Genomic DNA, 24,752 nt, shown 5'->3' on the forward strand with positions numbered 1-24,752 from the left:
ATTTCCCTCCTATTTCTTTAATATGTAACGCTTATTGACTTACTTTAACCATTGCAGGTCGAATCACTCTGTCTTTTAGCTTATACCCTTTTTGAAACTCTTCTACCACGATATTAGATTCTGTTCCTTCCACTTCCTCTTGCATAACTGCTTGATGAAGATGTGGATCAAATTCTGTCCCAACCGCTTCAATAGCTTCTACACCCTCTTTTTTAAGAGCCTCAATGATACCGCGATAAACCATTTCAACACCAGTATATAAGCTTTGTGTTTGTTCATCTGCTGCCTCAATCTTTAATGCTCTTTCCAAATTATCGATGCTTGGTAATAAGTCCATTACAAGACTTTGTGCTCTATATGTTTGAGCCGCTTCCATGTCAAGCTTTGATCTGCGACGTGAATTATCAAAATCAGCCTGCAGGCGAAGATAGCGATTAGATTCTTCTTCTAATTTTGCTTCTAGCGCAGCAATTTTTTCATTAGCTGCCTTTAGTTCTTCCTCATCTGCATTTTCCTCATTGGAAGGAGTTGCTTCAGCCTCTTCAAATACTTCTTCAACAGTTTCTTCTACTTGGACATCTTCTTGTTCCATCTCTGCACTATTCGTTGTTTTTTCTTCTGCCAACTTGTTCACCTCCCTTAAAGGAATTATTCAAATGAAAAACATACAGATTGGCTTTCATATTCCAATCTTAAAAATGTTGTTTATTTAAATCAACTTTTCTCACATTTAAATATTCCACAGTCGTTATTTTTGATACAAATTAGTAAGTACTTTTGTCAAATCATTCGATAAAATATTTAATAAGCTAACAACTCTTGAATATTCCATTCTTGTTGGACCAAGAATGGCGATTGAACCAATTTGCTCATTCCCTATACTGTAAGAAGCAGATATTATACTACAGTTTTCCATAGCAGTATTATTATTTTCTCTGCCAATTTTAATAGTTATATCTGAGGAATTATTGCGAATGAGTTCTGGAATTCCATCCTCTTTTTCAATCATATTCAACAAGTTTCTTATTTTCGTAATATCATGAAACTCAGGTTGACTTAAAATATTGGTCTTTCCGCCAAAGAATAATTTTTCATGCGTATCAATTTTCACCGTTTCAGAAAGTGAAGTGATTAAATACTCATAGTTGCTAATATGCTGTTTCAACAAGGAAGCAACTTCCTTATAAATCTTATTATGAAGCCGATCAATCGGGACACCTGTTAACCGTTCGTTTAAGATATTTACCAATTTTTCTATTTCCCCTGCATGAATAGAATCAGGCAAATAGAACATTCGGTTTTCTACATGACCTGAATCTGTCACAATAATGGCAATTGCCGTATGGTTATTTAAAGGGACAATTTGAATTTTCTTCAACTTATTTTCCTTAACGGCAGGCCCAAGGACAATAGTAGTATAATTTGTTAAATCAGACAATATTTTTGCGGATTTTTGCACAATATTTTCTAATTCGTATATTTTCTCTGCAAACAGGGAGTTAATTCTCAAAATATCTGAACGCTTTAATTTCTGTGGTGATAAAAGATGATCAACATAAAAACGATAACCCTTTTCTGATGGAACTCGACCAGAAGAGGAATGAGTTTTTTCGATAAACCCGGATTCTTCTAAATCGGCCATTTCATTTCGAATGGTGGCAGAGCTAAACGTGATATTTTCTTTCTTTGATAAGCTCCTTGAACCAACGGGTTGTGCTGTTGAAATAAAATCATCAATAATCACCTGTAATATTAATAATTGACGATCAGTTAACACATTAATCACCTCTGTTAGCACTCTTTACGAGCGAGTGCTAAATCTATATATAAAGTAGCAAAAACAAAGGGGCTGTGTCAATAATTTGCTTCTTATTTCCGCAAGAAATTTTTCCCTTTTCACCTGATTTTCTGACTTTAGATTAATACTTCCTTTCTTAATCAGAAAATTTTTGATGAAAAATGTTATTAACACATGAGTTATTCAAGTACTCCAATAAAAGATTGGAACACTTCATTCCCTAAAAACCTTCCCTTTTCTGTTAGTTTTAAAAATTCACCCTCTATTTCAATTAGCTCTCTGTCAATTAGCCCCTTTATTTCCTTACCAAAAAGCTGTGAAACTTTTTTATTATATTTTTCTTCAAATGCTGATAAACTTACCCCTTTATTTTTTCTCAATCCAAGGAATAATTCTTCTTCCATTTGCTCTATAAGCGGTACCTTATGTTCATGCATAATCGGAAAATCCCCTTGTTCTATTGGCTGCATGTATTTTTTTAAAGGACCAAAATTAGAGTAGCGGTTTCCCGCAACGTAGCCATGGGAGCCTGCTCCAAACCCAAAGTATTGTTCATTGTTCCAGTATGTTAGATTATGTGTGCTTTCAAATCCAGGCTTCGCAAAATTACTGATTTCATATTGCTTAAATCCATGGCTTGCCATCTCTTCCATTAACAACCCATACATGCTCGCTTCTACATCTTCACCTGGTGTTGGTAGCTTTCCCTTTCTCATCAAGTTATAAAAAATAGTTTTCGGCTCAATAATTAGAGAGTAACCTGAATAATGCTGAATATCTAAAGTAAATGCTGTCTTTAAGGTATCTTGAAAATCTTTCAAAGTTTGTCCTGGTAAACTATAAATTAAGTCTACACTAATATTGTTAAATCCAATCTTTTTCGCAGATTCAATAGAGGAAAATACATCTTCAGCTTTATGGGTTCTGCCAATCCTTTGTAATAGCTCATTATTAAAAGATTGAACACCAAAGCTTAAACGATTGACACCTCCCTCATATAGGGCCTTTAATTTATCTTCTGTTAAGTCACCAGGATTTGCTTCAAAGGTATATTCAAGCCCAGGATGATGCTGAAGTTCTGAATTAATGATTCCACAAAGCCTATCTAGTTGGGAGGCAGATAAGCTTGTCGGTGTGCCTCCTCCAACAAAAATCGTCGAAAGCTTATGTTCACCATATTTATCAATGGTTAATTTTATTTCTTTCTCCAATGAATCTAAGTATTCATCTACCGGCTGTCCTTTTAAAAATACTTTATTAAAATCACAGTAGTGACAAATATGCTCACAAAATGGAATATGAATATATGCTGCTTTAATCAATTTTTCACAACCTTTAAATTAGTTAACTCTATTATAAGACATGATTTCACCAAACCTGTTTTAATGGTGAAATAAGAAAAGAGGTTGATGCTCCTTGGCACCTACCCCCTTTACTTATAGCAGTCCATGATATGATTAGCAAGTTTCATGCATTATCTATCATTTCACGCTTACCTATCTCGTCAAACAAATTTATTTTTTCGTATTACTATCATCCATACGTAATACAGCCATAAATGCTTCTTGCGGTACTTCGACAGATCCAACTTGTTTCATGCGTTTTTTCCCTTCTTTTTGCTTCTCTAGCAATTTACGCTTACGGGAAATATCTCCACCATAACATTTAGCCAATACGTTTTTACGCATCGCCTTAATAGTAGAACGAGCGACAATCTTTTGACCAATCGCAGCTTGAATCGGTACCTCAAATTGCTGGCGAGGAATAAGTTCTTTTAATTTTTCTACAATAATCTTTCCTCTTTCATAAGCAAAATCCTTATGAACAATAAAACTTAGCGCATCTACTTGTTCTGAATTTAGTAGAATATCCATTTTCACAAGTGTAGAGGTTTTATATCCAATGAGCTCATAATCAAATGATGCATATCCTCTTGTATTTGATTTCAATTGATCAAAGAAATCATAAACTATTTCGGATAATGGAATTTCATAAGTAATTTTGACGCGAGTCTCATCCATATATTGCATATCGATGAATACGCCTCTTTTTAGTTGACATAATTCCATAATTGCACCGACATATTCATTGGGAGCCATCATCGTTGCCTTTACAAATGGTTCTTCTATTCTGTCGATTTTTTGTGGGTCTGGCATTGCAGACGGATTATCCACCTTAATTTCTGTTCCATCTGTCAATATAACATCATAAATAACACTTGGAGCTGTTGTAATTAAGTCAATTTTAAATTCTCGCTCAATACGTTCTTGAATAATCTCCATATGAAGCAGACCTAGGAAGCCACAACGGAAACCAAATCCTAATGCTTGTGATGTCTCTGGCTCAAATTGCAACGCAGAATCATTTAGTTCTAACTTTTCTAATGCTTCACGTAAATCATTAAATTTAGCACTGTCTATTGGATATAACCCACAATAAACCATTGGATTTAACTTACGGTATCCTGGTAACGCTTCGGTTGCGCCATTCTTTGCATTAGTAATGGTATCCCCTACTCGAGTATCACCAACATTTTTAATTGCCGCTGTTAAGAAACCTACATCCCCAACAGATAAGTGCTCTGTAGTAGTAGCTTTCGGTGTAAACACTCCCACCTCAATAACTTCAAATTCTTTGCCTGTTGCCATCATTTTAATTTTGTCACCAGGTTTTACCGTTCCATCAACAACACGGATATACGTCACAACCCCACGATATGCATCATATAAGCTGTCAAAAATAAGTGCTTTTAATGGCGCTTCAGGATCTCCCTCTGGAGCAGGGACTTTCTCTACTACTTGTTCAAGTATTTCTTCAATTCCTATTCCAGCTTTAGCAGAAGCTAGTACCGCCTCAGAAGCATCCAGCCCAATTACCTCTTCAATTTCATTTCTAACTCTTTCAGGATCTGCACTTGGAAGATCAATTTTATTTATAACAGGTACAATTTCCAAATCATTATCAATGGCTAAATAAACATTGGCCAATGTTTGTGCTTCAATCCCTTGTGCAGCATCAACTACTAAAACGGCTCCTTCACAAGCAGCCAGACTACGTGATACTTCATATGTAAAATCCACATGACCTGGTGTGTCAATTAAATGAAGGGTATAGACTTCTCCATCCTTCGCTTTATATTTCAACTGGACTGAGTTTAGTTTAATCGTGATTCCACGTTCTCTTTCTAAGTCCATTGAATCTAACAGTTGATCTTTCATCTCACGTGCTGTGAGTGCATTTGTCTTTTCTAATATTCTATCAGCTAGGGTTGATTTCCCATGATCTATATGTGCAATAATAGAAAAATTTCTAATTTTCGATTGTCTTTTTAACATCTCTTCTCTGTTCATTTAGTTCACTCCTACAATAATCGCGCATGTACACTATTTTTGATTATAGCAGTGTGAAGAATAAGATTCAACGAAAAGTAAAATGAATTACTCAACAGTCTTTTTATTTTTCTTTTTCTTCAATTATATCTCCAACAAGACTTACGCCTTTTTCTGCCAACGAAGAAATAGTATCAGCTACTCCTTTACCGATACTGGACAATAAATTAAAAGCTCGCATTTCTTCTAATTGCTGTTTCTTTTGTTCTAAATCATGGCTTGTAACATTTTGTCCTAGGATAGAAGCCTCAACATTCCCATCCTCATTTTTAACGGATACAGCACTTTGAAACCCTTGGTCCTCATAGCCTTTCATTTTATGAATCCCACTATTTGCTTGCTGCATTCCAAATAATACACATATAAACATTAATAAAACGATCCCGACTGCACCCAGTGTGTATAGTTTCAACTTGATCAAGCTCCTTTATACTATATTTCAAGTCTGTAATTTCTCTTTGATAGAATTTCAATCTTCCGTGTAAAATATTTCTTTTTACTTTACCAATTAGAAAACAAGCCTAACCTAGCAACTCTACTAAAATGTATGGAGTTACTAGGAAAGGTAGAACTATTTTTGTCATTTTAATGAGTATTATAACCAACATTTTCTTGGTTTATTGCCGAATGTAGGGCAGCATTTAATCCATTCGCAAGCAAGTTAGCCATATCTTCAATAAAAACATCTACTTCTTTTGGTGTTACCATTAAATTATGCCCAATCGGTGATAACACCTCATAAATCAACTTTCGTTTTTCCTCTTCCGGCAAGGTACCAATAATACCGAGAAATGTTTTTCTATGGTGTTCTTCTGGTAAATCATCTTCTGTCAATTTCCGTTTCTCACCAAAGCTTAAGCCTGCAGGTGCTAATGCTCTTGAAGGCTTATTTCCTTCCCTAAGCTCTTTACCAAAATGTTTTAAGATATAATCTATTGTATCGCTTGTGATAGATACAGCGTCTACTACAGTTGGAACTCCGATTGCAATAACCGGTCTACCTAACGTTTCTTTGCTTAGCTCCTTCCGTTTGTTACCTACCCCGGACCCTGGATGGATGCCAGTATCTGATACTTGTATAGTAGAGTTCACTCGATCAATCGAGCGAGAGGCAAGTGCATCAATGACAATAACAAAATCAGGATTTGTTTTCTCTACGACTCCTTTAATAATGTCACTTGTTTCTATTCCGGTAAGACCCATTACTCCTGGAGCTAAGCTGGATACAGGACGATATCCCTCTTCCACACTTTCTGGTTGTAATTCATATAAATGTCTTGTTACAAGTATATTTTCACAAACCTGCGGACCTAATGCATCGGGAGTAACATTCCAATTTCCTAACCCAACTACTAAACAAGAAGCATCTTCTTTTATATTGCTTTGCTTTAAAAATTGTGAAAACTCTTTTGCAAATAATTTTTCTACCTTTTCTTGTAATTTTGTATCTTGCTGTCTTATTCCCAAAACTTCTAATGTTAAATATTTCCCTTGCTTCTTCCCTATCATTTCTTCGCCCTTTTCAGTAACTTCCACATAGGACATTTTAATGCCATCTTCTTCTTTTTCTTTGATGATTACACCATCAAGCTGTGATTGATTTTGTTCATTTTGAACAAGACCTTGATTATGTAAAGCTAAATCTTTCGCCTCAATAGCTAAATCAGTTCTTATAGAATACATACTTAAATCTAGTTTTTCCTCCATTGTTATCCCCTTCCAATCTAATTAATATAGTCCTATTATTAGCATTACCTTTCTCTTGAAAAAAATTCATATTGTCCAAATTAGCAGGAAGTCTTGCATTATTAGTCCTCGTTTGATAAAATATCACTTGTTCTTTAAGTTTTTTAGGAATGTATATATCGAGTTTAAATAATGAACTTGATGCTTCTTTTTAGGGGGTGAACGTAAATGCCAAATATTAAATCTGCTATTAAACGTGTGAAAACTAGTGAAGCTCGTAAAGCTCAAAACACTACAGTTAAATCTACAATGCGTACTGCTGTTAAAAAGACTGAAGCTGCTATTGCTCTTAATGACACAACTGCTGCAAATGAAAGTTTTGTAGAAGCTGCTAGTAAATTAGACAAAGCTGCTGCTAAAGGTCTTATTCATAAAAATGCTGCTGCTCGTAAAAAATCTCGTTTAGCGAAAAGAAAAAATGCTTTAAACGCTTAATGAGCGAAAAAAAGACTATCGATTCGATAGTCTTTTTTTTATGGCTAATTATATAGTTGTTCGTGTTTATCTATGGCAGGATTCCTTATGTTCCAGACTCGTTTTCGTACTGATTAATTCCTCTTTTCTACACTCCATGTCCAATTTGAAATAAAATCATTTCTATCACCATATTTTTCGGCATAGTCCCTGTTTTCAGCTGATAATCGCCTTCTGCGAATAATTGTATACATTTTGTTAATTCTTCTTCTGTAAAACGTTGGGCCTGTCCTGCTGCTAATTTAACTCGAAAAGGATGGACTTTTAATACAGAGGCAATTTGCTGCTGACCGTATCCTTTTTGAGCTAATCCTTTTACTTGATAGATTAAGCGGAATTGATTTGCTATTATCGAAAGGATTTTTAATGGTTCTTCATTTTGCTTTAATAAATCATAATAAATTCGTAACGCTTCATCAATTTTTTTAGAAATCACCTTATCAACTAAAGTAAAAATATTTTGCTCCAATGATTTTGCCACTAATTCTTCAACAATTTCCTTCGTAATTAATTTAGAATCTTGTACATATAATGCCATTTTATCAATCTCAGACGTTAAAAGAGATAAATTCGTTCCAGCTAGACTTAGGATAGTATCTAATCCATCCTCATGAATCTCAACATGATTGTAAGCCGCACGTTGCTTCAACCATTTCTGCAATTCTTGCTCATTTAATTTTTTCGCTTCCAGAACGGCTGCTGCCGTTTTTAACTGCTTTGTAATTTTTTTTCTCTCATCTAATTTTTCATAACTTGCAACAAAAATCATTGTAGTAAAGGGAGATGGTTGTTTCAAATACTCCTCTAACTTCTTCACGTTATGTTCTACCTTTGACTTTGTTTTTTCAGCCGTCAGGAAAAAAGGATTATTTAATACAATTACTTTTCTTTCCCCAAAAAAAGGAATTGTTTCTGCATCCTCAATTGCTAATTCTATTGGCGTTTCTTCCAAATCATATGTAGATAAATTAAAATCCTCATCTTCTTCGTTTAATAAAGATTGCAATAACAAATACTTCGTTTCATTTATCAGAAAAGACTCTAGTCCGTATAATAAATAGATAAAAGAAAAATCTTTGCTTTTGATTTTTTTCCATAATTCTTCGATCATTTCTTCTCCCCATTCCCTAAAAACTATCTCGTAAATCATCACTAAACAATTATTATATACGAAATTTCTAGTTGTTGTCCCCTTTTTCAAAAAATAGCTCCTATATTAACAGAAAGAAGGTCCTCTTGAAAACCTCTCTCTTGTTAAAGCATATTCTTATATAAAGCTCCGTTTTTCGCTTTATTAAGATTTACTAATAGCAAGAAAAAAAGAAATCAGAGGAACCTTCCTTCAATCTATAATGAACGTTACACATTAAGGCCTAGGATACTTAATGTGTAACGGTGCACTTTTTTGTATTTTGCTCAAACAGCTTAAAATCTATTTGTGTCAAGTCCTGACAGCTTTGGAAATGGGAAACATGTTTATATTTCATAAGTATTTTTTGTTCCTTCTAGATAGGTATTAATTTACATTCCCCTCTGTTTTATAGCCATTTTTCATTTACTATATCCTATGGAATTTGCAAATGAAGTGTGCTACCTTTTTTTGAAAAATAAAAAGAAATTCCACCATTCTTATCTGTTCTGAAAACTTTGACTTTGTTCTCATTAAGAGTAGTAAGTACTTCATTACTTGGATGATTATACCTGTTATTTTCACCTACTGATATAACAGCAATTTTCGGGTTAAGTCGTTCAATGAATTCGATTGAAGAAGAAGTTTTGCTACCATGATGTCCTATTTTTAAAATGTCTATTTCTTTTAAAAGTGGATATTTATGCATTATTGCTTGTTCCCCTTCTTTTTCTAAATCTCCTGTAAATAACCATGTTATATCTGCAATCTTTGCAAAAATAACAATCGAGCCATTATTCTTTGTTAAATCCTCGTTCTCTAAAGGAGCTAAAACAAAAAAAGAATCATGCCCAGCAGTCCATTTTTGTCCTGCTTGTGTGTAGCGAATAGGAATTTGTTTATGTTTCGCAAGAGTAATTAATCTTTCTTCTTCGATAGAACGTTCTCCATTAACATTAGGATACATTATTTCTTTTACCTGTAATTGTTCAATAATTGCTGTACTTCCTCCAATATGATCTAAATCTCCATGTGTTAATATTAATTTATCAATCGTATAAATCCCTTTACTTTTCAAAAAAGGAACGACTGTCTTTGCCCCTACTTCAAATGGCTCCTTTCGTTTCTGCCATTCTTCCATAGGAAAGGTCACTGTTCCGCCAGTATCAATTAAATAAGTTCCCTTATTATTAGGTAAATGAATGAGAATACTATCCCCTTGCCCCACATCAATAAAAGTTATTTCACCTTTTGATGTGTATACATTATTAATGAACTGAAGACTAATAAGTAAAATCGGGATACTATAGAGCCATTTCCTCGATTTATTCGGAATGTTTTCATATAAATAAAAGAAAAACGGCAAACTAACTATATACGCACAAAGAAAAGCGAGAGTGGGCCTTCCTAATACAAGGGTACTAAATGAATAACTAGCGAGTTTTACTACTATTTTGTCTGAGAGCATTAACATATAATCCAAGGGGAAAGAAAAGAAAGCTAGAAATTGCGGAAATGGAAAAGATAGAACGTAAAGAATCATTAAATATGGCAAAACAATAATAGTATAAAAAGGAATAAAAATTAGATTGGCAATCAATGATAAAGTAGGAATTTCATAAAAATAGTATAAAATTACAGGGATTACTGCAAATTCGGAAATAATAGTAGTGAAGAAATACATTTTAACGATAGAAGTATGATATTCCTTAATAAGATTGGAAGAAATAATGAGGAAGAAACAAACAATGAAGGATAATAAAAAACCAATATTAAAAAGCATTCGCGGCTGTATAAATAAACAAATACAACAGACTATACTAATTATATCAATCATTGGAAATGTTGCCAAAAAGCGAAGTTTATTTTTTGCTAATAGTAGCATGGCGGTTAGAACAGCTCTAACTACCGATGGACTTAAACCTGTCAGTACAGCATAAACTGGTAAAAGCAGCAACAGAATAGTGCTAGCTCTTTCTTTTGATATTCCAAATCGAATCATCACAAAATAAAGAATCCCTATTAAAACGACAACATGTGAGCCTGAGATAGCTAATAGATGGATAATTCCTAAACGTTGATAAGCTGTTTGAAGATTCTCGTCCATCATTCCACGGTCTCCAAAAATGAGTGCTTCTGCAATGGGAATCGTTGTCTTTGAAAAATGGTCTGCAATCCATCGTGTTCCTTTTTCTCTAAGCTGCTTTAATAAGAATAAAAGATCACTTTCTTTCTTGCAGTGGGTTAATTGAATATCCTCTATCGAAAGCAACCAAAAAATTGATTGATTTTCTAAATACTTCCTATAATTAAAGCCATTCTCATTTCTTTGAGAAGAAGGCAGCGATAATGAACCTTGAAGCATGCATGTTTTCCCGATTACCCGTGCTTCTTCTAAAAAGGCTTTTTCTTTTTCTGTTTTTATTTTGTAGGAAACTAGTAGTTTTTCTTTCGTTTGTTTTTCCTTTCCCACAGTTCTCCATCTATCCCCGTCTATATCAGCAGGCTCTAAGAAGGTGATGATAAAAGAGGATGCATCCTCCTTTATTCTCGAGTGGTTCACTTGAGAGTCATAACCTCCCCGAACAAGAAAAAGGAGAAAAGCACAAAGTAGTATACCACTTAATCCTAATGTTACTTTCTTCGTTAAAAATAGCCACCCTATGAACAAAACAAATAATAAATAAAAGAATATATGTTGATGATAAGAACATAATATCCCTAAAAACGCTGAAACTGCAAAATACAGTAATCTTGTTTGAAACATAAATCGCTCCTAACGATTGCTGTAGACTAGAAAAAGGTGATGGTTGATCAAATAGACGTCTTTGCTGTAGGTAAAATAGAAAATAATTCTTCTGCTCTTTTTTCTAACATATCTACATCCACAGCATCTTCATTATTATCTTTTATTTTTTTTACAAGGGCTTCCACAAAAGCCTTTTTCTCTTCTTTGTTATCAATTTCCTTTCTTTCCACTTGTACAGTTGCAATATTAGCTTGTTTAAACAGCTCTAGTGCGTATGGATGATTTTTATAATCCATTTCATAATAAACTGTTTTAATCCCAGCTTGTACAATCGCCTTACAGCACTGTAGACAAGGAAAATGAGTAACATATATATCTGAACCATCTGTTGGAACACCAAATTTAGCACATTGTAAAATCGCATTCATTTCTGCATGAATCGTTCTAACACAATGATTATCAATTACATAACAGCCTTCATCAATACAATGAACGCCCCCAGCTATACTACCATTATATCCACCTGCTATTATCCGCTTATCTCGAACAATCGTCGCTCCAACTGCCAATCTTGTACACGTGCTTCTTAAAGCTAATAATTCACTTTGTGCCATAAAATACTCATTCCATGAAATTCTATCCAATTATATTCACTCCCATAATTAACAAAATAAAAAGAAAGACAAAATTCTAATCTTCATTTAGTTTATCGGGAAGTAAGTTTTGAGTCAATTGCGAAAAACATTTCCTCCCCCCACCCCTCTCCAATATATTTTTCAGATAAAATTTAATTTATTGTAATGAAAGCTTCCAATTTCTCATAAGTTTTCTCTCCAATTCCACTTATTTTCTTCATATCTTCCTTTGCAGAAAATCCCCCATTCTGTTCACGATATTCTATAATAGCTGTCGCTTTAGCTGGTCCAACTCCTGGTATTTGGAGCAATTCTGTTTCACTCGCTTTATTTATATTAATTAATCCTTCTTTTGAAGAAGAACTTGTCTGAGCCTGATTGCTAGCTTCTGTCATTAGAGCTCCTTCTTCCTCTTCTCCAATAAAAGGAACATAAATAATCATCTCATCAGAAACCTTCATTGCAAAATTCACTGCATTTTTTTCTCCCTTTTCCAAAATACCACCTGCTTTTATAATAATATCATTTACACGATCTCCCTCCCTTGCCTCATAAACTCCTGGATTTTTGACAGCTCCTTTTACATCTATAAGCATTACTGTAACTTTCTCTTCTTCTTCAATCATATTGGCTTCTACTGACGTTTCCTCTCCTCCTGCAAAAAAATCAGCTTGCTGTAAGTAGTCTTCTTCCTCGTTTTTTTGCATAAGGATAGGGTAAAAACGATATAACAGCAGAAGAAATATTCCTCCTATAACAATAATCAGGAATTTTTTATTTTTACGTAGCCAATCCATAATAACTAATCATCCTTTCAGGTATATTTTTTATCATTGCTTCATATCGTTATATGAGAAACCGCTCATTATAGGGGGGGAAGGAAAAATGAAAATCGGAATGATTGGTACAGGAAATATGGGGAAAATATTAGTAGAAGCGATGATTGATGGAAATGCTATTTCCCCCGAAGACGTATTTATTTATAATCGAACACTGAACAAAGCATTAGAAATTAAGGAAAATTATCCAAACATAAATATAAGCACTAGCGATATTGAAATAGCTAAAGAAACAGATCTTATCTTTTTATGCGTAAAGCCACATGATATGTATGGGGTCGCCAAAACCATTTCTCCAGTCTTAACAAAGGATAAATGTGTAGTTTCGATTACAAGTCCAATTAGCCCTAGCCAACTGGATACTTTCTTCAATTGCTCTGTTGCACGGATTATACCAAGCATTACAAATAGAGCATTAGCAGGAGTTTCTTTGTTCTCTTTTGGAAGGAATTGTACAGAAGAGTGGAAAAAACAATTAGAGAGTTTCTATGAAAAATTTTCGACTCCATTAGAAATTGAAGATAATATAACGAGGGTTGCCTCTGATATAGTAAGTTGCGGACCAGCATTTTTTTGTTATCTTACTAGGAAGTTTATAGAAGGGGCAGTGGATGAAACAGAAATCGATTTAGAAACTGCAACTAAACTAGCCAGTGAAATGCTTATTGGCTTAGGAGAGTTATTGAAGAAAGGCTATTATACTTTGCCTACTTTACAGGAAAAAGTAAGTGTAAAGGGTGGAATTACTGGCGAAGGAATTAACGTTTTAGAACGTCAATTAGGAGATACTTTTAATCAATTATTTCAAGCGACACAGGCAAAATATGAGGATGATAAGCTATCCCTGAAAAATCTAGTTTCTGGTCACAAAAATATATAATGCAAATAAGACATTCTATAAGACTGGAGCAAATTCCTTCTTTCCATTTAAATTATTATAATCACCATCTAAAATATTTTTATCAGAACATAAGAAAAAGGAATGATCCATCGTGGAACATTCCCCTTTTCTTATGTATTTTTTTATACAATCTTCTTTTTACAATAAAAGAAAATTCGTTCTGCAGTATCCTCTATCGGACCCTCCGAAAAATCTGCTTCTACTTTTAAAATGGTAAAACCAGCTTGTTCGAGCCATTCGCTATATTGCTCCAAAGAGTAGGTTCGTTGAAAATGGAGTTCATCATAGCGAATATACATATCTGTTTTATCATCCAATTGGAAAAAGCTTAAATCATGTTCTACACTATTCGGGTAATCCCCTTCATAGCACTGCCAAATGAGGCTTAAATCCTCATCATTTACCGCATAGGTTTGATTAATAAATAAATGATTCATTTTATATAAAGAATGAACATCGAATATAAATAGACCTCTTTCATCCAAATGCTCATAAACACTTTTAAATGTACGAATCACTTCTTCTTCTGTTTGTAAATAATTGATGGAATCACAGCATATACAGATAAGATCGAAAACAGGTAAGCCTTCTAACTGAGACATATCTTGCTCTAGATAAAAAATGGCTTCTCCTGTTTCCATTGTTTTTGCCTGTGCAACACTTAGCATATCCTCTGATAAATCAACACCGGTAACTTGAAACCCAGCCCGGGACAACCTAATTGATAATTCACCTGTTCCACATGCTAAATCTAAAAGGTTTGCTCCATTGACTTTATAATCGATTGCAGCCTTTTTTATAAGCTGTACCCACTTATCGTATGGTACATCATTCATTAGTCGATCATAAAGATAGGCAAACTGCTCATAACTCATTGACTAATCACGCTTTCAATGTTTTCAACTGGAGCGTCTCCCCAAAGACGTTCTAAATTATAGTAAGTTCTTTCATCGCGATGGAAGACATGAACGATGATATCACCTAAATCAACTAGAATCCATTTTGCTTCATTAAAACCTTCAAAGCGTTTAACCGTAATACCAAGTTCACCAGCTTTATCTTTAATTTCATTTGCAATTGCTTGTACTTGCTTGTCTGAGTTTCCATGACAAATCACGAAATAATCTGCCACAAGAGAAATCCCCTTCATATTTAGGGCTACAATATTTTCTGCTCTTTTCGAATCAGCTGCCTTTACAGCTGTCCATAATAAATTACGTTCATCCATTCAATCAACCTCCATATTTATACAATAACTATTATACGTTTCAAAGCTTAAAGGAAATACTGCACGATTATTCCTGATAAGAAACATAATTGTATTTTTTACCGCTTGTAAAAAAGCACGTTCAAAACTCACTTCTGCTAATTCCCTTACTTCATCGACACCTGGGAATGCTCTTCCTGGTTCCATATAATCAGCTAAATAAACTATTTTCTCTAGCATGCTCATTTCAGGTCTACCAGATGTATGATACCTTATCGCATCAAGTATTTCTTTATCGTTTATTCCCACTTCTTTTTCTACTAAAAAAGCACCAACTGGCGCATGCCAAAGTTCAGAATGAAACAACAAAAGATTTGGATCCATATTTTGCTGTACAATAATCTGTTTCATTTCATGCTTAGGGCGAAATTTTGCGTAATCGTGGAAAATCGCTGCTGTTTCTGCCTTTTTGACATCTCCACCATACTTTTCTGCTAATTTAATAGCTGTTTCCATTACACCTATTGTGTGAATATAACGCTTTTCCGTTATTTGTTCTTTCACTATTAGTAATGCTTCTTCACGATTCATATAGCCGATTCTCCTCAATATATCTCTTTACTTCATCTCTGACTAAAAATGAAATAGTTTCCCCGTCTCTAACCCTTTCACGAATTAAGCTAGAGGAAATATTAATATCAGGAACCTTTACATATTGAACAGGGTACTCCGTTTCTAATTGATATTTAGGACGATTCACACTTATAAATTGCACGATTTGCATAAGCTCTTGAATTTTATACCATTTAGGCAAATATTCTACCATATCGGCACCTATTATAAAATAAAAATCAATATTAGGATAAATCTCATTTAAAAGCTTCATCGTATCATAGGTATAAGATTTGCCTTCCCTGTCTAATTCAATCGTCTCGACTTGAAAGGCAGCATGGGCCTCTATGGATAATTGTAACATTTCCATTCGCTGAATATTCGTTACATTACCTGATTTTATTTTATGTGGAGGTTCTTGATTTGGCATAAACCAAATCTCATCTAATTTTTTTGCATGCAGTACTTCATTGGCTATAATTAGATGTCCTATATGAGGAGGATCAAAGGTCCCTCCCAATATCCCTACTTTTTTCAAATAAATCGCCTCTTCTATCGACTTAAGATGGTAAATTTATCGTTTTATTTTCTTTCGATTCTTTATATAAAACGATTGTATTTCCAATAATTTGAACTAACTCACTTTTCGTTCCATTTACTAATTCACTTGCAACCGTATCCCTATCTTCATCACAGTTTTGCAGAATGCTGATCTTTAAAAGTTCTCTTACTTCTAAAGCTTCACTTATTTGCTTAATCATATTTTCATTGACGCCACCTTTTCCTACTTGGAATATAGGGTTTAAATGGTGTGCCTTTGCTCTTAAAAATCTTTTTTGTTTACCTCTTAACATGATAATCCTCCTAGTTGTGCTAAAACATTTTGTCGCATTCTCTCTGTATCTGGAAAAATCCGTTGCCATTTTTCAAAAGCTAAAGCTCCTTGATATATAAACATATCAATCCCGTTTTGAATGATTGCCCCTTTAGCTTTCGCATCCATTAATATTTTTGTTTCCGATGGGTTATAGATTATATCACTTACGAACGTCCCATCCATCAAATTGCTCATTTGAATAGGAGAAGCATCTATATTTGGTGACATGCCGATAGAAGTTGTTTGTATGACCAGACCATATTCACCAAGCTTCTTTTCTGCTTGAGTTGTTTCCATTATAGTCGTATTAACTGGATATGGACATGCCTCTTTTAAGGCTTCTGCCTTAGAAAGAGTCCGATTACATATATCGATTTGTTGTACGCCATAATGAGCCAAAGTAAAATAAATGCCTCTTGCTGCGCCACCACTTCCAATAATTAATGTTCTTGTCTGTTTTACATCAGGAAACTGTTTTAAAAGCCCTTTTAAATACCCTTCTCCATCTGTATTATACCCAATCCACTTCCCATCTTCACATACTACCGTATTTACAGCACCAATTGCTTTACTCAATGGGTCTAGTTCATCTAAAAAGGGAATAATTGCTTGTTTATGTGGTACAGTAACATTGAATCCAGATATATTCATTTCTCTTAACTTGTTTATTCCACTTTCGAACTGTTCTTTTTTTATATGTATCTTTTTCATCTCAGCATCTAATCCGTAGAATTGAAAAAGATCATTGTGCATAACAGGTGACATCGAGTGTTGAATTGGATCGCCAATTACTGCATAATTTTTCCTCATACCGCTCTCCCTTTCCTCTAATTGAAATTGCTAATCACGTTTATATCAGTGATTTACGCAGCATGGCATGAACGCCTTTTGGAACATAGACAGATACTTGTATATTTGGTTCATTAACCGTTATCCATCCCAATCCCGAAAAAACAATATCTGTCTTCGGTTCTTTAATCGAGAAATCATGTCTAACTAGCTCTGGAAATTCTTCCATTTGCTCTCTATTTGGTGGAGTTAATAAATCCCCCGCATGCTTTTTATATAACTCATCTGCATTTTCCAACTTTGTACGATGAATCGTTATCTCATTAGAAAAATAGCATACAAAGCTATTACGATCCCCTTTTACAAAATCAAATCTAGCTAGTCCCCCAAAGAAAAGTGTTTGTTTATCATTTAATTGAAAAATTCTTGCTTTAATTTCCTTCTTCGGAGTAATGACTTTTAAATCCTTTTTGTCAACAAAATGTGCCATTTGATGATGATTAATGATTCCAGGAGTATCTACTAAAAATTTGCCATCAGATAAAGGGATTTCAATTATATCTAGTGTAGTACCAGGAAAATGGGAAGTTGTGATTACATTCTCTTCACCAGAAACCTCTTTAAGGATTCGATTTATAAAAGTCGATTTCCCTACATTGGTACAACCAACCACATAGACATTTTTTCCATTACGATGATAATCTATTGCTTCTAATACTTCCTTTACATTCTTTCCTTTTTCAGCACTAACAAGATACACATCTTCAGGTCTTAATCCTAGATCTTTCGCCTCTTTTTTCATCCAATTAATGACCTTCTGTTGTTTCACTGATTTTGGTAAAAGATCGACTTTATTTCCTATTAAAATAACCTTATTTTTCCCAGTAAAACGATGTAGACCAGGTAGCCAGCTTCCATTGAAATCAAATATATCTACTAGTTTTACAATGAGGCTATCGCTTTGGCCAATCTCATTTAAAATCTTCAAAAAATCATCATCTGTTAAAGAAACATCCTGCACTTCATTATAATGCTTTAAACGGAAACATCTTTGACAAATAACCTCTTCTTTTTCCAGAGATGAAGAAGGTGCATATCCTAATTCATTTTTATTTTCCGTCTGAATGGCAACTCCACAGCCAATACAATGTATTCTTTCTGTCACTTATTAATCCTCCCAAGTCAATTTTCCGTTTCTACGAAACCAATTTAAAATTCTTCTTTCCATTTTCCGATTAATTCTTGTCATAAATCCATCTGTTTGTGCAACTGGAACAACTAAAATAGTATGAAATCCACTTCTATTTCCACCAAGAACATCTGTTAGTAATTGATCACCAATTACTACAGTCTCTTCTTTTTTCACATTCATTTGCATGACTGCTTTCTTGAAAGCTCGACCAAGTGGCTTGCGCGCAGAAAAGATAAAAGGAATCTGCAATGGATCAGAGAATGACTTTACTCTCGCTTCTTTATTATTAGAAACAATAGTTACTTTAATGTCATTTCTCTTCATTTCTGCAAACCATTCAATAATTTGTGGTGTTGCAAGCGGGCGATCCCATTCAACTAACGTATTATCTAAGTCAGTAATAATCCCCTTAATTCCCTTTTCTTTTAAGCTTTCTGGTGAAATCTCCAATATATTTTTAACAAACTGATTAGGCAAAAATTGATTAAACACTAATAACACCTCTTAACTCTTTCATTTCTATGTTTTCCCCAATATATCTTGCTCTTTTTATCGTAACCATTTTTCACTTTAGAAGAAAGTAATATTATACCGTTTTTCTTCTTAAAGAAGATACCTTATCCATTCTTTTTTTGATATTAACAAAATAATTTTCGACAAAAAACGCATTTTTCAACATATGTGGATAACATTATACACATAATACCCTTTGATTTACGTATAATCCACACACTTCTCAACAAAATAATCACAGGTTATCCACTATCTATTGTGGATAAACGAACAGTTGTTCTCTATGTTTATTTTTGTTAAAGTAAGGATACAGAATAATATCCAATTAACTTCCAAGGCCAACTTGCAGAAAAAGGAATAAAAAAACAAAAAATGTATCGTACTAACCATTGTGTAGGACAAGCAATAAAATAAACGATGTTGATTTGTGTATATAGTAGGTATGGTGCCCATTTTTAAATAGCTAATTTCATCTAAAGAACGATTGAATACCTTTTTCAGCATTTAAGACGATTACATTTATATATTTAATTCTAGCAAAAGTACTTATATTTATTCGAATGGAGGTGTTTCTGGCATGCGAAAACTGTCAGATGAATTATTGATTGAGTCCTATCATAAAGCAAGGGAACTAAACCTAAGCCCTGAATTTATTCGTCTCATCGAAACTGAAATTCACCGACGTTCTTTAAGCAACCAGATAAAAGTTTCCTCTTAAATGAAAAAAAATCGAATCATCTATACATTTGAAAACAGCCTTAAATTAGGCTGTTTTTCTTTTGGCCATTTGCTAAAAAATTGTTGCTTTTTAATAGGAAAAATAAATGAATGAGAAATGACGAGCAGTCTGAATACATGTAGACTCTCTATGGGCTAAGCTAGAAAGGTGAGAGCCTTAGGCATAGCCGAAGATACTAAAATCGCCCCCAAAGCAAAGTGAGAAGTCTATTCAGTCAGCGATCATGGCAACAAACTCTACAAAAACAGCCGTCTTTTTAATGGAAAAGTATTGGTTTAACCATATCACTAACCTAAAGAAGACAGCATAAAACACCTTGCTTAGTAAACGAAAGAAAAGCAAAGTGATTCATACTTATCCATTTACGTTCATTATCTTACATTTTAAAGACTTCCTTTATTTCTATAGAGCCTTCGATGTATCTACTTTGCTAATTTCTCCAATAACCTCTCCTATTTTAACCGGATATGGTATAGAAGGAAAGTCTTTCTGTATAAATGTATTTTTTTCAAATAATAGCACAACAGTAGAACCGAAGGAAAAATAGGCCATTTCCTCCCCTTGTACTAAGCTCTCTTTTTCATGACTTAATATAATAGAGTTAATAAACATTGCCCCAACTTTGACCATACAAAGGCTATTTCCTTCCTCTGTCCTGATTTCAGTTATAGATCGATAATTTTTAGATAAGGTCGATTTTCCCCATTTCAAACCATATTTATTAACAGGATACGACTTGCTTCCAAGAGTCCAACGTTTTGCCACTATCCCAGTTGCAGGACAGTGAATTCGATGATAGTGGCTTGGGCTTAAATAAAAAATTAGATAAGTCCCACCTACATATTTATTAACTATTTTTTCATCTCCAAGCATTTCATCAATTGAATACGATTTTCCTTTTACTAAAATGGATTGATCAATTCTTACTTTTCCTATATCTTCAATTACTGCATCTACAGGGCTAATTATTTCTCCTGCTGCTGCATTAATTTTTCGGCAATCCGTTTTTAATTTTCTAATAAAAAATTCATGTAGTGAGCGATATTCCTGTAGTTTTTTTTCCATTTCATCTATATTTATTTGATAAATCTTTGCAAAGGAAGGGATAATATAACGGCTCCATCTAGAATAGGCAAATTTTTTAATTAAAATAGAACTCCATCTTCCGTTTGTTAGTTCGATACAAAGTCGATATATTGTTTGTTTCAACGAAGCAATCCTCCAATAAATAAAATTTTTCTTTACGAATATTCATATACTACATTAAAATTATATATGATTATATATAAAATAGTTGTATGAATTTCATTTCATACTGGGAGTGAATCTAATGTTTTTTAATGGAGTTTTAGAACAAACCATCAAAAAAATAAAAACACAATTAGCAAATGTTTTAACATTAACAAATATTTTTTTAGGATCTTTTGCAATTATTTATAGTTTAAAGGGACATCTCCAATTAAGTCTATTACTTATTTTTATTGCTGCATTAGCAGATCGGCTTGATGGAATGACTGCCCGAAAATTTAATATAGAATCAGAGCTTGGTAAACAGCTTGATTCTATGAGCGACATCATTTCGTTTGGGGTAGCACCAGCATTATTAGTATACCAAGGAGTGTTATTTGAATTAGGGGCTCCTGGTTCCTTTTTCACCGTTCTGTATATCGTTTGTGGAGCTTTTCGATTAGCTCGATTTAATATTACAGAAAGTCATGGCTTTTTTACAGGCTTACCAATAACAGCTGCTGGCTGTATCTTAACCTTTAGCTGTCTGTGGTTCGCTTTCATGCCGCCACATATCTATTTATTTCTTATGCTAATTCTTTCTGTACTAATGATTGGAAGTTTTAAATGGAGAAAAATTTAACTACCTTTTATTAAGGAACATTTTACCTTTTTTAAAAGTAAGGACCTCATAAAACAGCTTTAAACAGGCTAGATTATGAGGTCTCTTTATTTATTGAATGGGATTATACGTAATTCTATATTTTTTCGTGTGTTAACTCCAAGAATTCTTCTACATCCTTGGTACAAAGTTGAATAGCGCTGTTCCAAAATTCTTCTTGAGTTAAATCAACTTGGAGGTGCTTATATGCCAATTCTTCTACTGTCATGCTTGCTGTATCCCTTAATAATGCAATATACTTCTCCTCATACCCTTTTCCTTCTTCTATTGCTTTAGCATATATGCCAAGAGAAAACAGAAAACCAAAGGTATAAGGGAAATTATAGAAAGGTACACCTGTTATAAAGAAGTGTAATTTTGAACTCCAAAAAGAAGGATGATATTCCGCCAAAGCCTCACCATATGCTTCTTTTTGAGCATCCAGCATTAACCAATTTAATCGCTCTTTTCGAACAAGTCCCTTTTGGCGTTCTTCATAAAATTTTGTTTCGAATAGAAAACGAGCGTGAATATTCATTAATAATGCTATAGAGCGCTGGATTTTATCCTCAAGTAATACCAGCTTTTCTTCTTCTGTGGAAGCAGCTTTTACAGCTGCATCCGACACAATCATCTCAGCAAAGGTAGACGCTGTTTCAGCCACATTCATCGCATAATTTCTATTTAATGTATGCATATCTCTCATCACATAGGTATGAAAACCATGACCTAATTCATGGGCTAACGTCGAGACATTTGACGGAGTACCAGAATATGTCATAAAAATCCGTGATTGAGCACTTTCTGGAAAATAAGTATGGAAGCCACCTGGTCGCTTGCCTTTTCTATCTTCAGCTTCTATCCATTTATCTTCAAAGGCTTTTTTTGCAAAAGTAGCCATTTCTGTTCCGAATTCTTCAAAGTGCTTCATGATAAATTCAGCACCCTCTTGATAGGACATTTTTGTTTCTACCTTCCCAAGTGGAGCATCCAAGTCATACCAGCTTAATTTATCTAATCCTAAAAGTTTCGCTTTTCTTTCTAAAAACTGTACAAAAGGTTGTTTATTTTTAGAAATTGCATTCCACATTGCTCGCAATGTTTTTTCTTGCATGCGATTCATATCCAATGGTTCTTTTAAAAAACTATTCCAGCCTCTCATTCCATACACATTTAATCGAAAGCCAGCTAAATGGTTTAATGTTTTAGCCAGAACTTCTCCATTTGCATCCCAAGCCTTTTCCCATTCAAAAAAAACCTTTTTTCTAATTGATCGATCAGGATTAGAAAATTTATTTGCAGCTTGTCCAACAGATAATTTCTCCTCTTGAAAAGGAATCTGCATTTTACCCACGATGGTATCATACATTTGACCCCAACCGTAATAACCATCAACACTTAATTTGTTAATTAGTGTTTCTTCTGTTTCTGATAATTTCTCTTTTGCAGCTGTTCTTCTTTCCGAAAGGACAAAATAAAGTTGCTCAAGATCATTTCCTTTAAACAAAGAATCCCATTCTATATCACTATACAAAGATAATTTCCCATCAAGAATGGTTAATACATTTTGAAAGCTTGCACTTAATTCGGTTACTCTTCCCCTTAATGTGCTCGCCTCTTTATCCTCTATATTCTGTGCTTCTAAGCAACTGACAAAGGCACCTGCTTGTCTTACTTTTTTTACGACTATCTCAAACTGCTGTACAATTTGTAGTAAGACATCTTGGTCCCCTTCTTCTTTTAAAGGTTCAAACGTATGTACATATGTTGATAACTTAGCAATTTCATCCATTGATATTGCTAAATGCTCTTTAAACTTTAAGGAATCGCTTCCTCCTGGAAATAACCCCTCTAAATCCCATGTTTCTTGATATTCTTTTATACTCAATGTCCTTTCCACTCCTCCCTTTTTACTACTATGCCATTATAATTTGATTATCGAAATATTTCCATTCATTCTATCAAAATAATGATAAATTTCAGAAAAACCTTTTAAAAAAAAACAAGCATCTCTATTCTTGTAAAACGATGCTTGTTATCTATTTAAAATAATCCCTTTCTCTTTCTATTATCTCTTTCCTTTCATTCTACTTAACGGAAATAACCACCAAATGCCCAAACACCCCAGAAAAGAATGATAACAATAAACAAAATGATTAAGAATGCGTACCAGACTCCACTGGCACCACCGTATACGCCTCCATATGCAGCATATGGCGCTCCATATCCATAACCAACAGGAGTGGGTCCTATTCCTCCTCCAAGTGGAACAGCAGGTGGTATTTGATTCGGGTATCCGTAACCAACCATTAATTTTCCTCCTCTCTTTCTATAAAATATTCTTTTTTGTTCCTAATGTTTTAGGCAATTGTCCTATTTTCTAATATTTTTCTATAGTACTTACACTTTACACATTCGTGATTTTCCTATTTAATGGAAATAAAAGTTGTAAAACCTGCTTCTTCCGCCTTTGCTGCCAATTGTTCAGCATTACTTCTACTACTAAAGGCACCAATTTGTACAATATAGAGATTATTTCGAAACAGAACAGCTGTTGCAAATCCTTCACTACTTGCCTTTGCTTCCAGTTTATCCGCATTTTCCTTGTTTTCAAATGCTCCGATTTGCACTCGGTAAATGGTTGTATTAATTGCTTTCCTTTTTAGCGAAAATGCTTTTTCTAAACCTTTGACATGACCTCTAGCAATTCTTGTAATAAAGGAGCTATCTTTTAATCGATTAACATCTGCTGTTGTATCGATAAATCCATTTTCTGTTAATAACGCTGGCATTTTGGTTTCTCTTAGCACATGGAAATTCGCACTTTTCATCCCTCTATCATTAAAGCCTGTCTCTTTGACTATCTGTTCATGAATTGCTTCTTGATACATGGATGTAGGTGCTCCAACTCCTGGGTATATATAGCTTTCAAAGCCTGTTCCCCCACCTGCATTAATATGAATGGAAAGATAAAAATCAGCATTCCAGCTATTGGCTGCGTCTGTTCTTTCTGATAAGCTCACTGTAGAATCTCCATTTCTCCCCATACGAATAGCAATATTCTCATATTCACTTTGAAGAATATTGCTTATTTGTTGTGCAATCTCTAATGTTAAATTCTTTTCTAGTAATCCATTTCCTGATGCACCAGAATCTGTGCCACCATGTCCAGGATCGATAAAAATTTTCACCATGCTTTTCACCACCTTGCTAATAGTATAGATAGGTAGTGAAAAATTGCTTGTTTTAAAGCCTAGTTATCACGAAAAAGTAGA

The 24,752-nt window shown here is 34.0% G+C and carries 26 protein-coding genes; 4 read left to right on the forward strand and 22 right to left on the reverse strand.

The annotated features are described in order from the left end of the window. Positions 1-31 precede the first annotated feature (31 nt). The 6 genes from grpE to gpr all read right to left on the reverse strand — a co-directional run bounded on the left by grpE (position 32) and on the right by gpr (position 6,894). Entirely contained in the window at positions 32-625 is a 594-nt protein-coding gene (gene grpE, locus NYE52_RS14725) for a nucleotide exchange factor GrpE (RefSeq protein WP_341193762.1), read from the reverse strand. A 123-nt stretch (positions 626-748) separates the two neighbouring features. After that, positions 749-1,777 (reverse strand): heat-inducible transcriptional repressor HrcA, encoded by a 1,029-nt coding sequence (gene hrcA / locus NYE52_RS14730; RefSeq protein WP_341195204.1) that lies wholly within the window; start codon positions 1,775-1,777, stop codon positions 749-751. A 200-nt stretch (positions 1,778-1,977) separates the two neighbouring features. Next, on the reverse strand, positions 1,978-3,120 hold the full coding sequence (gene hemW / locus NYE52_RS14735; protein ID WP_341193763.1) for a radical SAM family heme chaperone HemW: 1,143 nt from the start codon (positions 3,118-3,120) through the stop codon (positions 1,978-1,980). A 192-nt stretch (positions 3,121-3,312) separates the two neighbouring features. Next, a complete protein-coding gene (lepA, locus tag NYE52_RS14740; protein ID WP_341193764.1) occupies positions 3,313-5,148 on the reverse strand; it encodes a translation elongation factor 4 in 1,836 nt (611 codons plus the stop codon). Positions 5,149-5,251: 103 nt separating this feature from the next. Next, complete coding sequence (locus NYE52_RS14745) at positions 5,252-5,599, reverse strand: YqxA family protein (protein WP_341193765.1); 348 nt, start codon at positions 5,597-5,599, stop codon at positions 5,252-5,254. A 173-nt stretch (positions 5,600-5,772) separates the two neighbouring features. Then, complete coding sequence (gene gpr, locus NYE52_RS14750; protein ID WP_341193766.1) at positions 5,773-6,894, reverse strand: GPR endopeptidase; 1,122 nt, start codon at positions 6,892-6,894, stop codon at positions 5,773-5,775. Between the two features lie 207 nt (positions 6,895-7,101). Between gpr and rpsT the strand changes: the two genes are divergently transcribed. Further along, a complete protein-coding gene (rpsT, locus tag NYE52_RS14755; protein WP_341193767.1) occupies positions 7,102-7,368 on the forward strand; it encodes a 30S ribosomal protein S20 in 267 nt (88 codons plus the stop codon). Between the two features lie 127 nt (positions 7,369-7,495). Here rpsT and holA read toward each other — a convergent pair whose 3' ends face one another. From holA to NYE52_RS14775, 4 genes are all read right to left on the reverse strand, one after another. After that, complete coding sequence (gene holA / locus NYE52_RS14760; RefSeq protein WP_341195205.1) at positions 7,496-8,518, reverse strand: DNA polymerase III subunit delta; 1,023 nt, start codon at positions 8,516-8,518, stop codon at positions 7,496-7,498. Positions 8,519-8,972: 454 nt separating this feature from the next. Then, positions 8,973-11,303 carry a DNA internalization-related competence protein ComEC/Rec2 gene (locus tag NYE52_RS14765; protein ID WP_341193768.1) on the reverse strand — a complete coding sequence of 777 codons (2,331 nt, stop codon included), beginning with the start codon at positions 11,301-11,303 and terminating at the stop codon, positions 8,973-8,975. 47 nt (positions 11,304-11,350) lie between these two features. Continuing rightward, positions 11,351-11,929 carry a ComE operon protein 2 gene (locus NYE52_RS14770; RefSeq protein WP_341193769.1) on the reverse strand — a complete coding sequence of 193 codons (579 nt, stop codon included), beginning with the start codon at positions 11,927-11,929 and terminating at the stop codon, positions 11,351-11,353. A gap of 143 nt (positions 11,930-12,072) precedes the next feature. After that, a complete protein-coding gene (locus NYE52_RS14775; protein WP_341193770.1) occupies positions 12,073-12,717 on the reverse strand; it encodes a helix-hairpin-helix domain-containing protein in 645 nt (214 codons plus the stop codon). 88 nt (positions 12,718-12,805) lie between these two features. Here NYE52_RS14775 and comER point away from each other — a divergent pair, with 88 nt between their 5' ends. Next, positions 12,806-13,639 carry a late competence protein ComER gene (gene comER / locus NYE52_RS14780; RefSeq protein WP_341193771.1) on the forward strand — a complete coding sequence of 278 codons (834 nt, stop codon included), beginning with the start codon at positions 12,806-12,808 and terminating at the stop codon, positions 13,637-13,639. A gap of 143 nt (positions 13,640-13,782) precedes the next feature. On the opposite strand, the gene NYE52_RS14785 is transcribed toward comER, so the two are convergent. Genes NYE52_RS14785 through NYE52_RS14820 form a run of 8 tightly spaced genes read right to left on the reverse strand, consistent with a single transcriptional unit; the run spans position 13,783 to position 18,829 of the window. Then, complete coding sequence (locus NYE52_RS14785) at positions 13,783-14,535, reverse strand: class I SAM-dependent methyltransferase (RefSeq protein WP_341193772.1); 753 nt, start codon at positions 14,533-14,535, stop codon at positions 13,783-13,785. Next, positions 14,532-14,888, reverse strand: coding sequence for a ribosome silencing factor (rsfS, locus tag NYE52_RS14790; protein WP_341193773.1), 357 nt, complete (start codon positions 14,886-14,888; stop codon positions 14,532-14,534). The genes NYE52_RS14785 and rsfS overlap by 4 nt, the downstream gene beginning before the upstream one ends. Further along, entirely contained in the window at positions 14,889-15,458 is a 570-nt protein-coding gene (gene yqeK, locus NYE52_RS14795; RefSeq protein ID WP_341193774.1) for a bis(5'-nucleosyl)-tetraphosphatase (symmetrical) YqeK, read from the reverse strand. It lies immediately after the preceding gene. Next, positions 15,448-16,017 carry a nicotinate-nucleotide adenylyltransferase gene (locus NYE52_RS14800; protein ID WP_341193775.1) on the reverse strand — a complete coding sequence of 190 codons (570 nt, stop codon included), beginning with the start codon at positions 16,015-16,017 and terminating at the stop codon, positions 15,448-15,450. Before NYE52_RS14800 ends, yqeK begins: the two co-directional genes overlap by 11 nt. A 22-nt stretch (positions 16,018-16,039) precedes the next feature. Continuing rightward, positions 16,040-16,333, reverse strand: coding sequence for a ribosome assembly RNA-binding protein YhbY (gene yhbY, locus NYE52_RS14805; protein ID WP_341193776.1), 294 nt, complete (start codon positions 16,331-16,333; stop codon positions 16,040-16,042). Then, positions 16,327-17,166 carry a shikimate dehydrogenase gene (aroE, locus tag NYE52_RS14810; protein WP_341193777.1) on the reverse strand — a complete coding sequence of 280 codons (840 nt, stop codon included), beginning with the start codon at positions 17,164-17,166 and terminating at the stop codon, positions 16,327-16,329. Before aroE ends, yhbY begins: the two co-directional genes overlap by 7 nt. A 40-nt stretch (positions 17,167-17,206) precedes the next feature. After that, positions 17,207-18,310: a ribosome biogenesis GTPase YqeH gene (gene yqeH, locus NYE52_RS14815; protein WP_341193778.1), complete on the reverse strand. Its 1,104-nt coding sequence runs from the start codon at positions 18,308-18,310 to the stop codon at positions 17,207-17,209. 3 nt (positions 18,311-18,313) lie between these two features. Further along, positions 18,314-18,829 carry a YqeG family HAD IIIA-type phosphatase gene (locus tag NYE52_RS14820; protein WP_341193779.1) on the reverse strand — a complete coding sequence of 172 codons (516 nt, stop codon included), beginning with the start codon at positions 18,827-18,829 and terminating at the stop codon, positions 18,314-18,316. Positions 18,830-19,427: 598 nt separating this feature from the next. Between NYE52_RS14820 and NYE52_RS14825 the strand changes: the two genes are divergently transcribed. Beyond that, positions 19,428-19,568: a sporulation histidine kinase inhibitor Sda gene (locus tag NYE52_RS14825; RefSeq protein WP_341193780.1), complete on the forward strand. Its 141-nt coding sequence runs from the start codon at positions 19,428-19,430 to the stop codon at positions 19,566-19,568. A gap of 423 nt (positions 19,569-19,991) precedes the next feature. On the opposite strand, the gene NYE52_RS14830 is transcribed toward NYE52_RS14825, so the two are convergent. Then, a complete protein-coding gene (locus NYE52_RS14830) occupies positions 19,992-20,798 on the reverse strand; it encodes a phosphatidylserine decarboxylase (protein ID WP_341193781.1) in 807 nt (268 codons plus the stop codon). Positions 20,799-20,919: 121 nt separating this feature from the next. On the opposite strand from NYE52_RS14830, the gene pssA reads away from it, so the two are divergent. Next, entirely contained in the window at positions 20,920-21,459 is a 540-nt protein-coding gene (gene pssA, locus NYE52_RS14835; RefSeq protein WP_341193782.1) for a CDP-diacylglycerol--serine O-phosphatidyltransferase, read from the forward strand. Positions 21,460-21,574: 115 nt separating this feature from the next. Here the strand turns inward: pssA and NYE52_RS14840 are convergent, their stop codons facing one another. The 3 genes from NYE52_RS14840 to NYE52_RS14850 form a co-directional block, all read right to left on the reverse strand. Next, positions 21,575-23,365: a M3 family oligoendopeptidase gene (locus NYE52_RS14840; RefSeq protein ID WP_341193783.1), complete on the reverse strand. Its 1,791-nt coding sequence runs from the start codon at positions 23,363-23,365 to the stop codon at positions 21,575-21,577. Between the two features lie 203 nt (positions 23,366-23,568). Then, positions 23,569-23,787, reverse strand: coding sequence for a sporulation protein YjcZ (locus NYE52_RS14845; protein ID WP_341193784.1), 219 nt, complete (start codon positions 23,785-23,787; stop codon positions 23,569-23,571). A 116-nt stretch (positions 23,788-23,903) separates the two neighbouring features. Next, positions 23,904-24,671: an N-acetylmuramoyl-L-alanine amidase gene (locus NYE52_RS14850; protein ID WP_341193785.1), complete on the reverse strand. Its 768-nt coding sequence runs from the start codon at positions 24,669-24,671 to the stop codon at positions 23,904-23,906. Positions 24,672-24,752: the final 81 nt, after the last annotated feature.

The sequence above is a fragment of the Niallia sp. FSL W8-0635 genome (assembly GCF_038007965.1).
Taxonomy (GTDB): domain Bacteria; phylum Bacillota; class Bacilli; order Bacillales; family Cytobacillaceae; genus Niallia.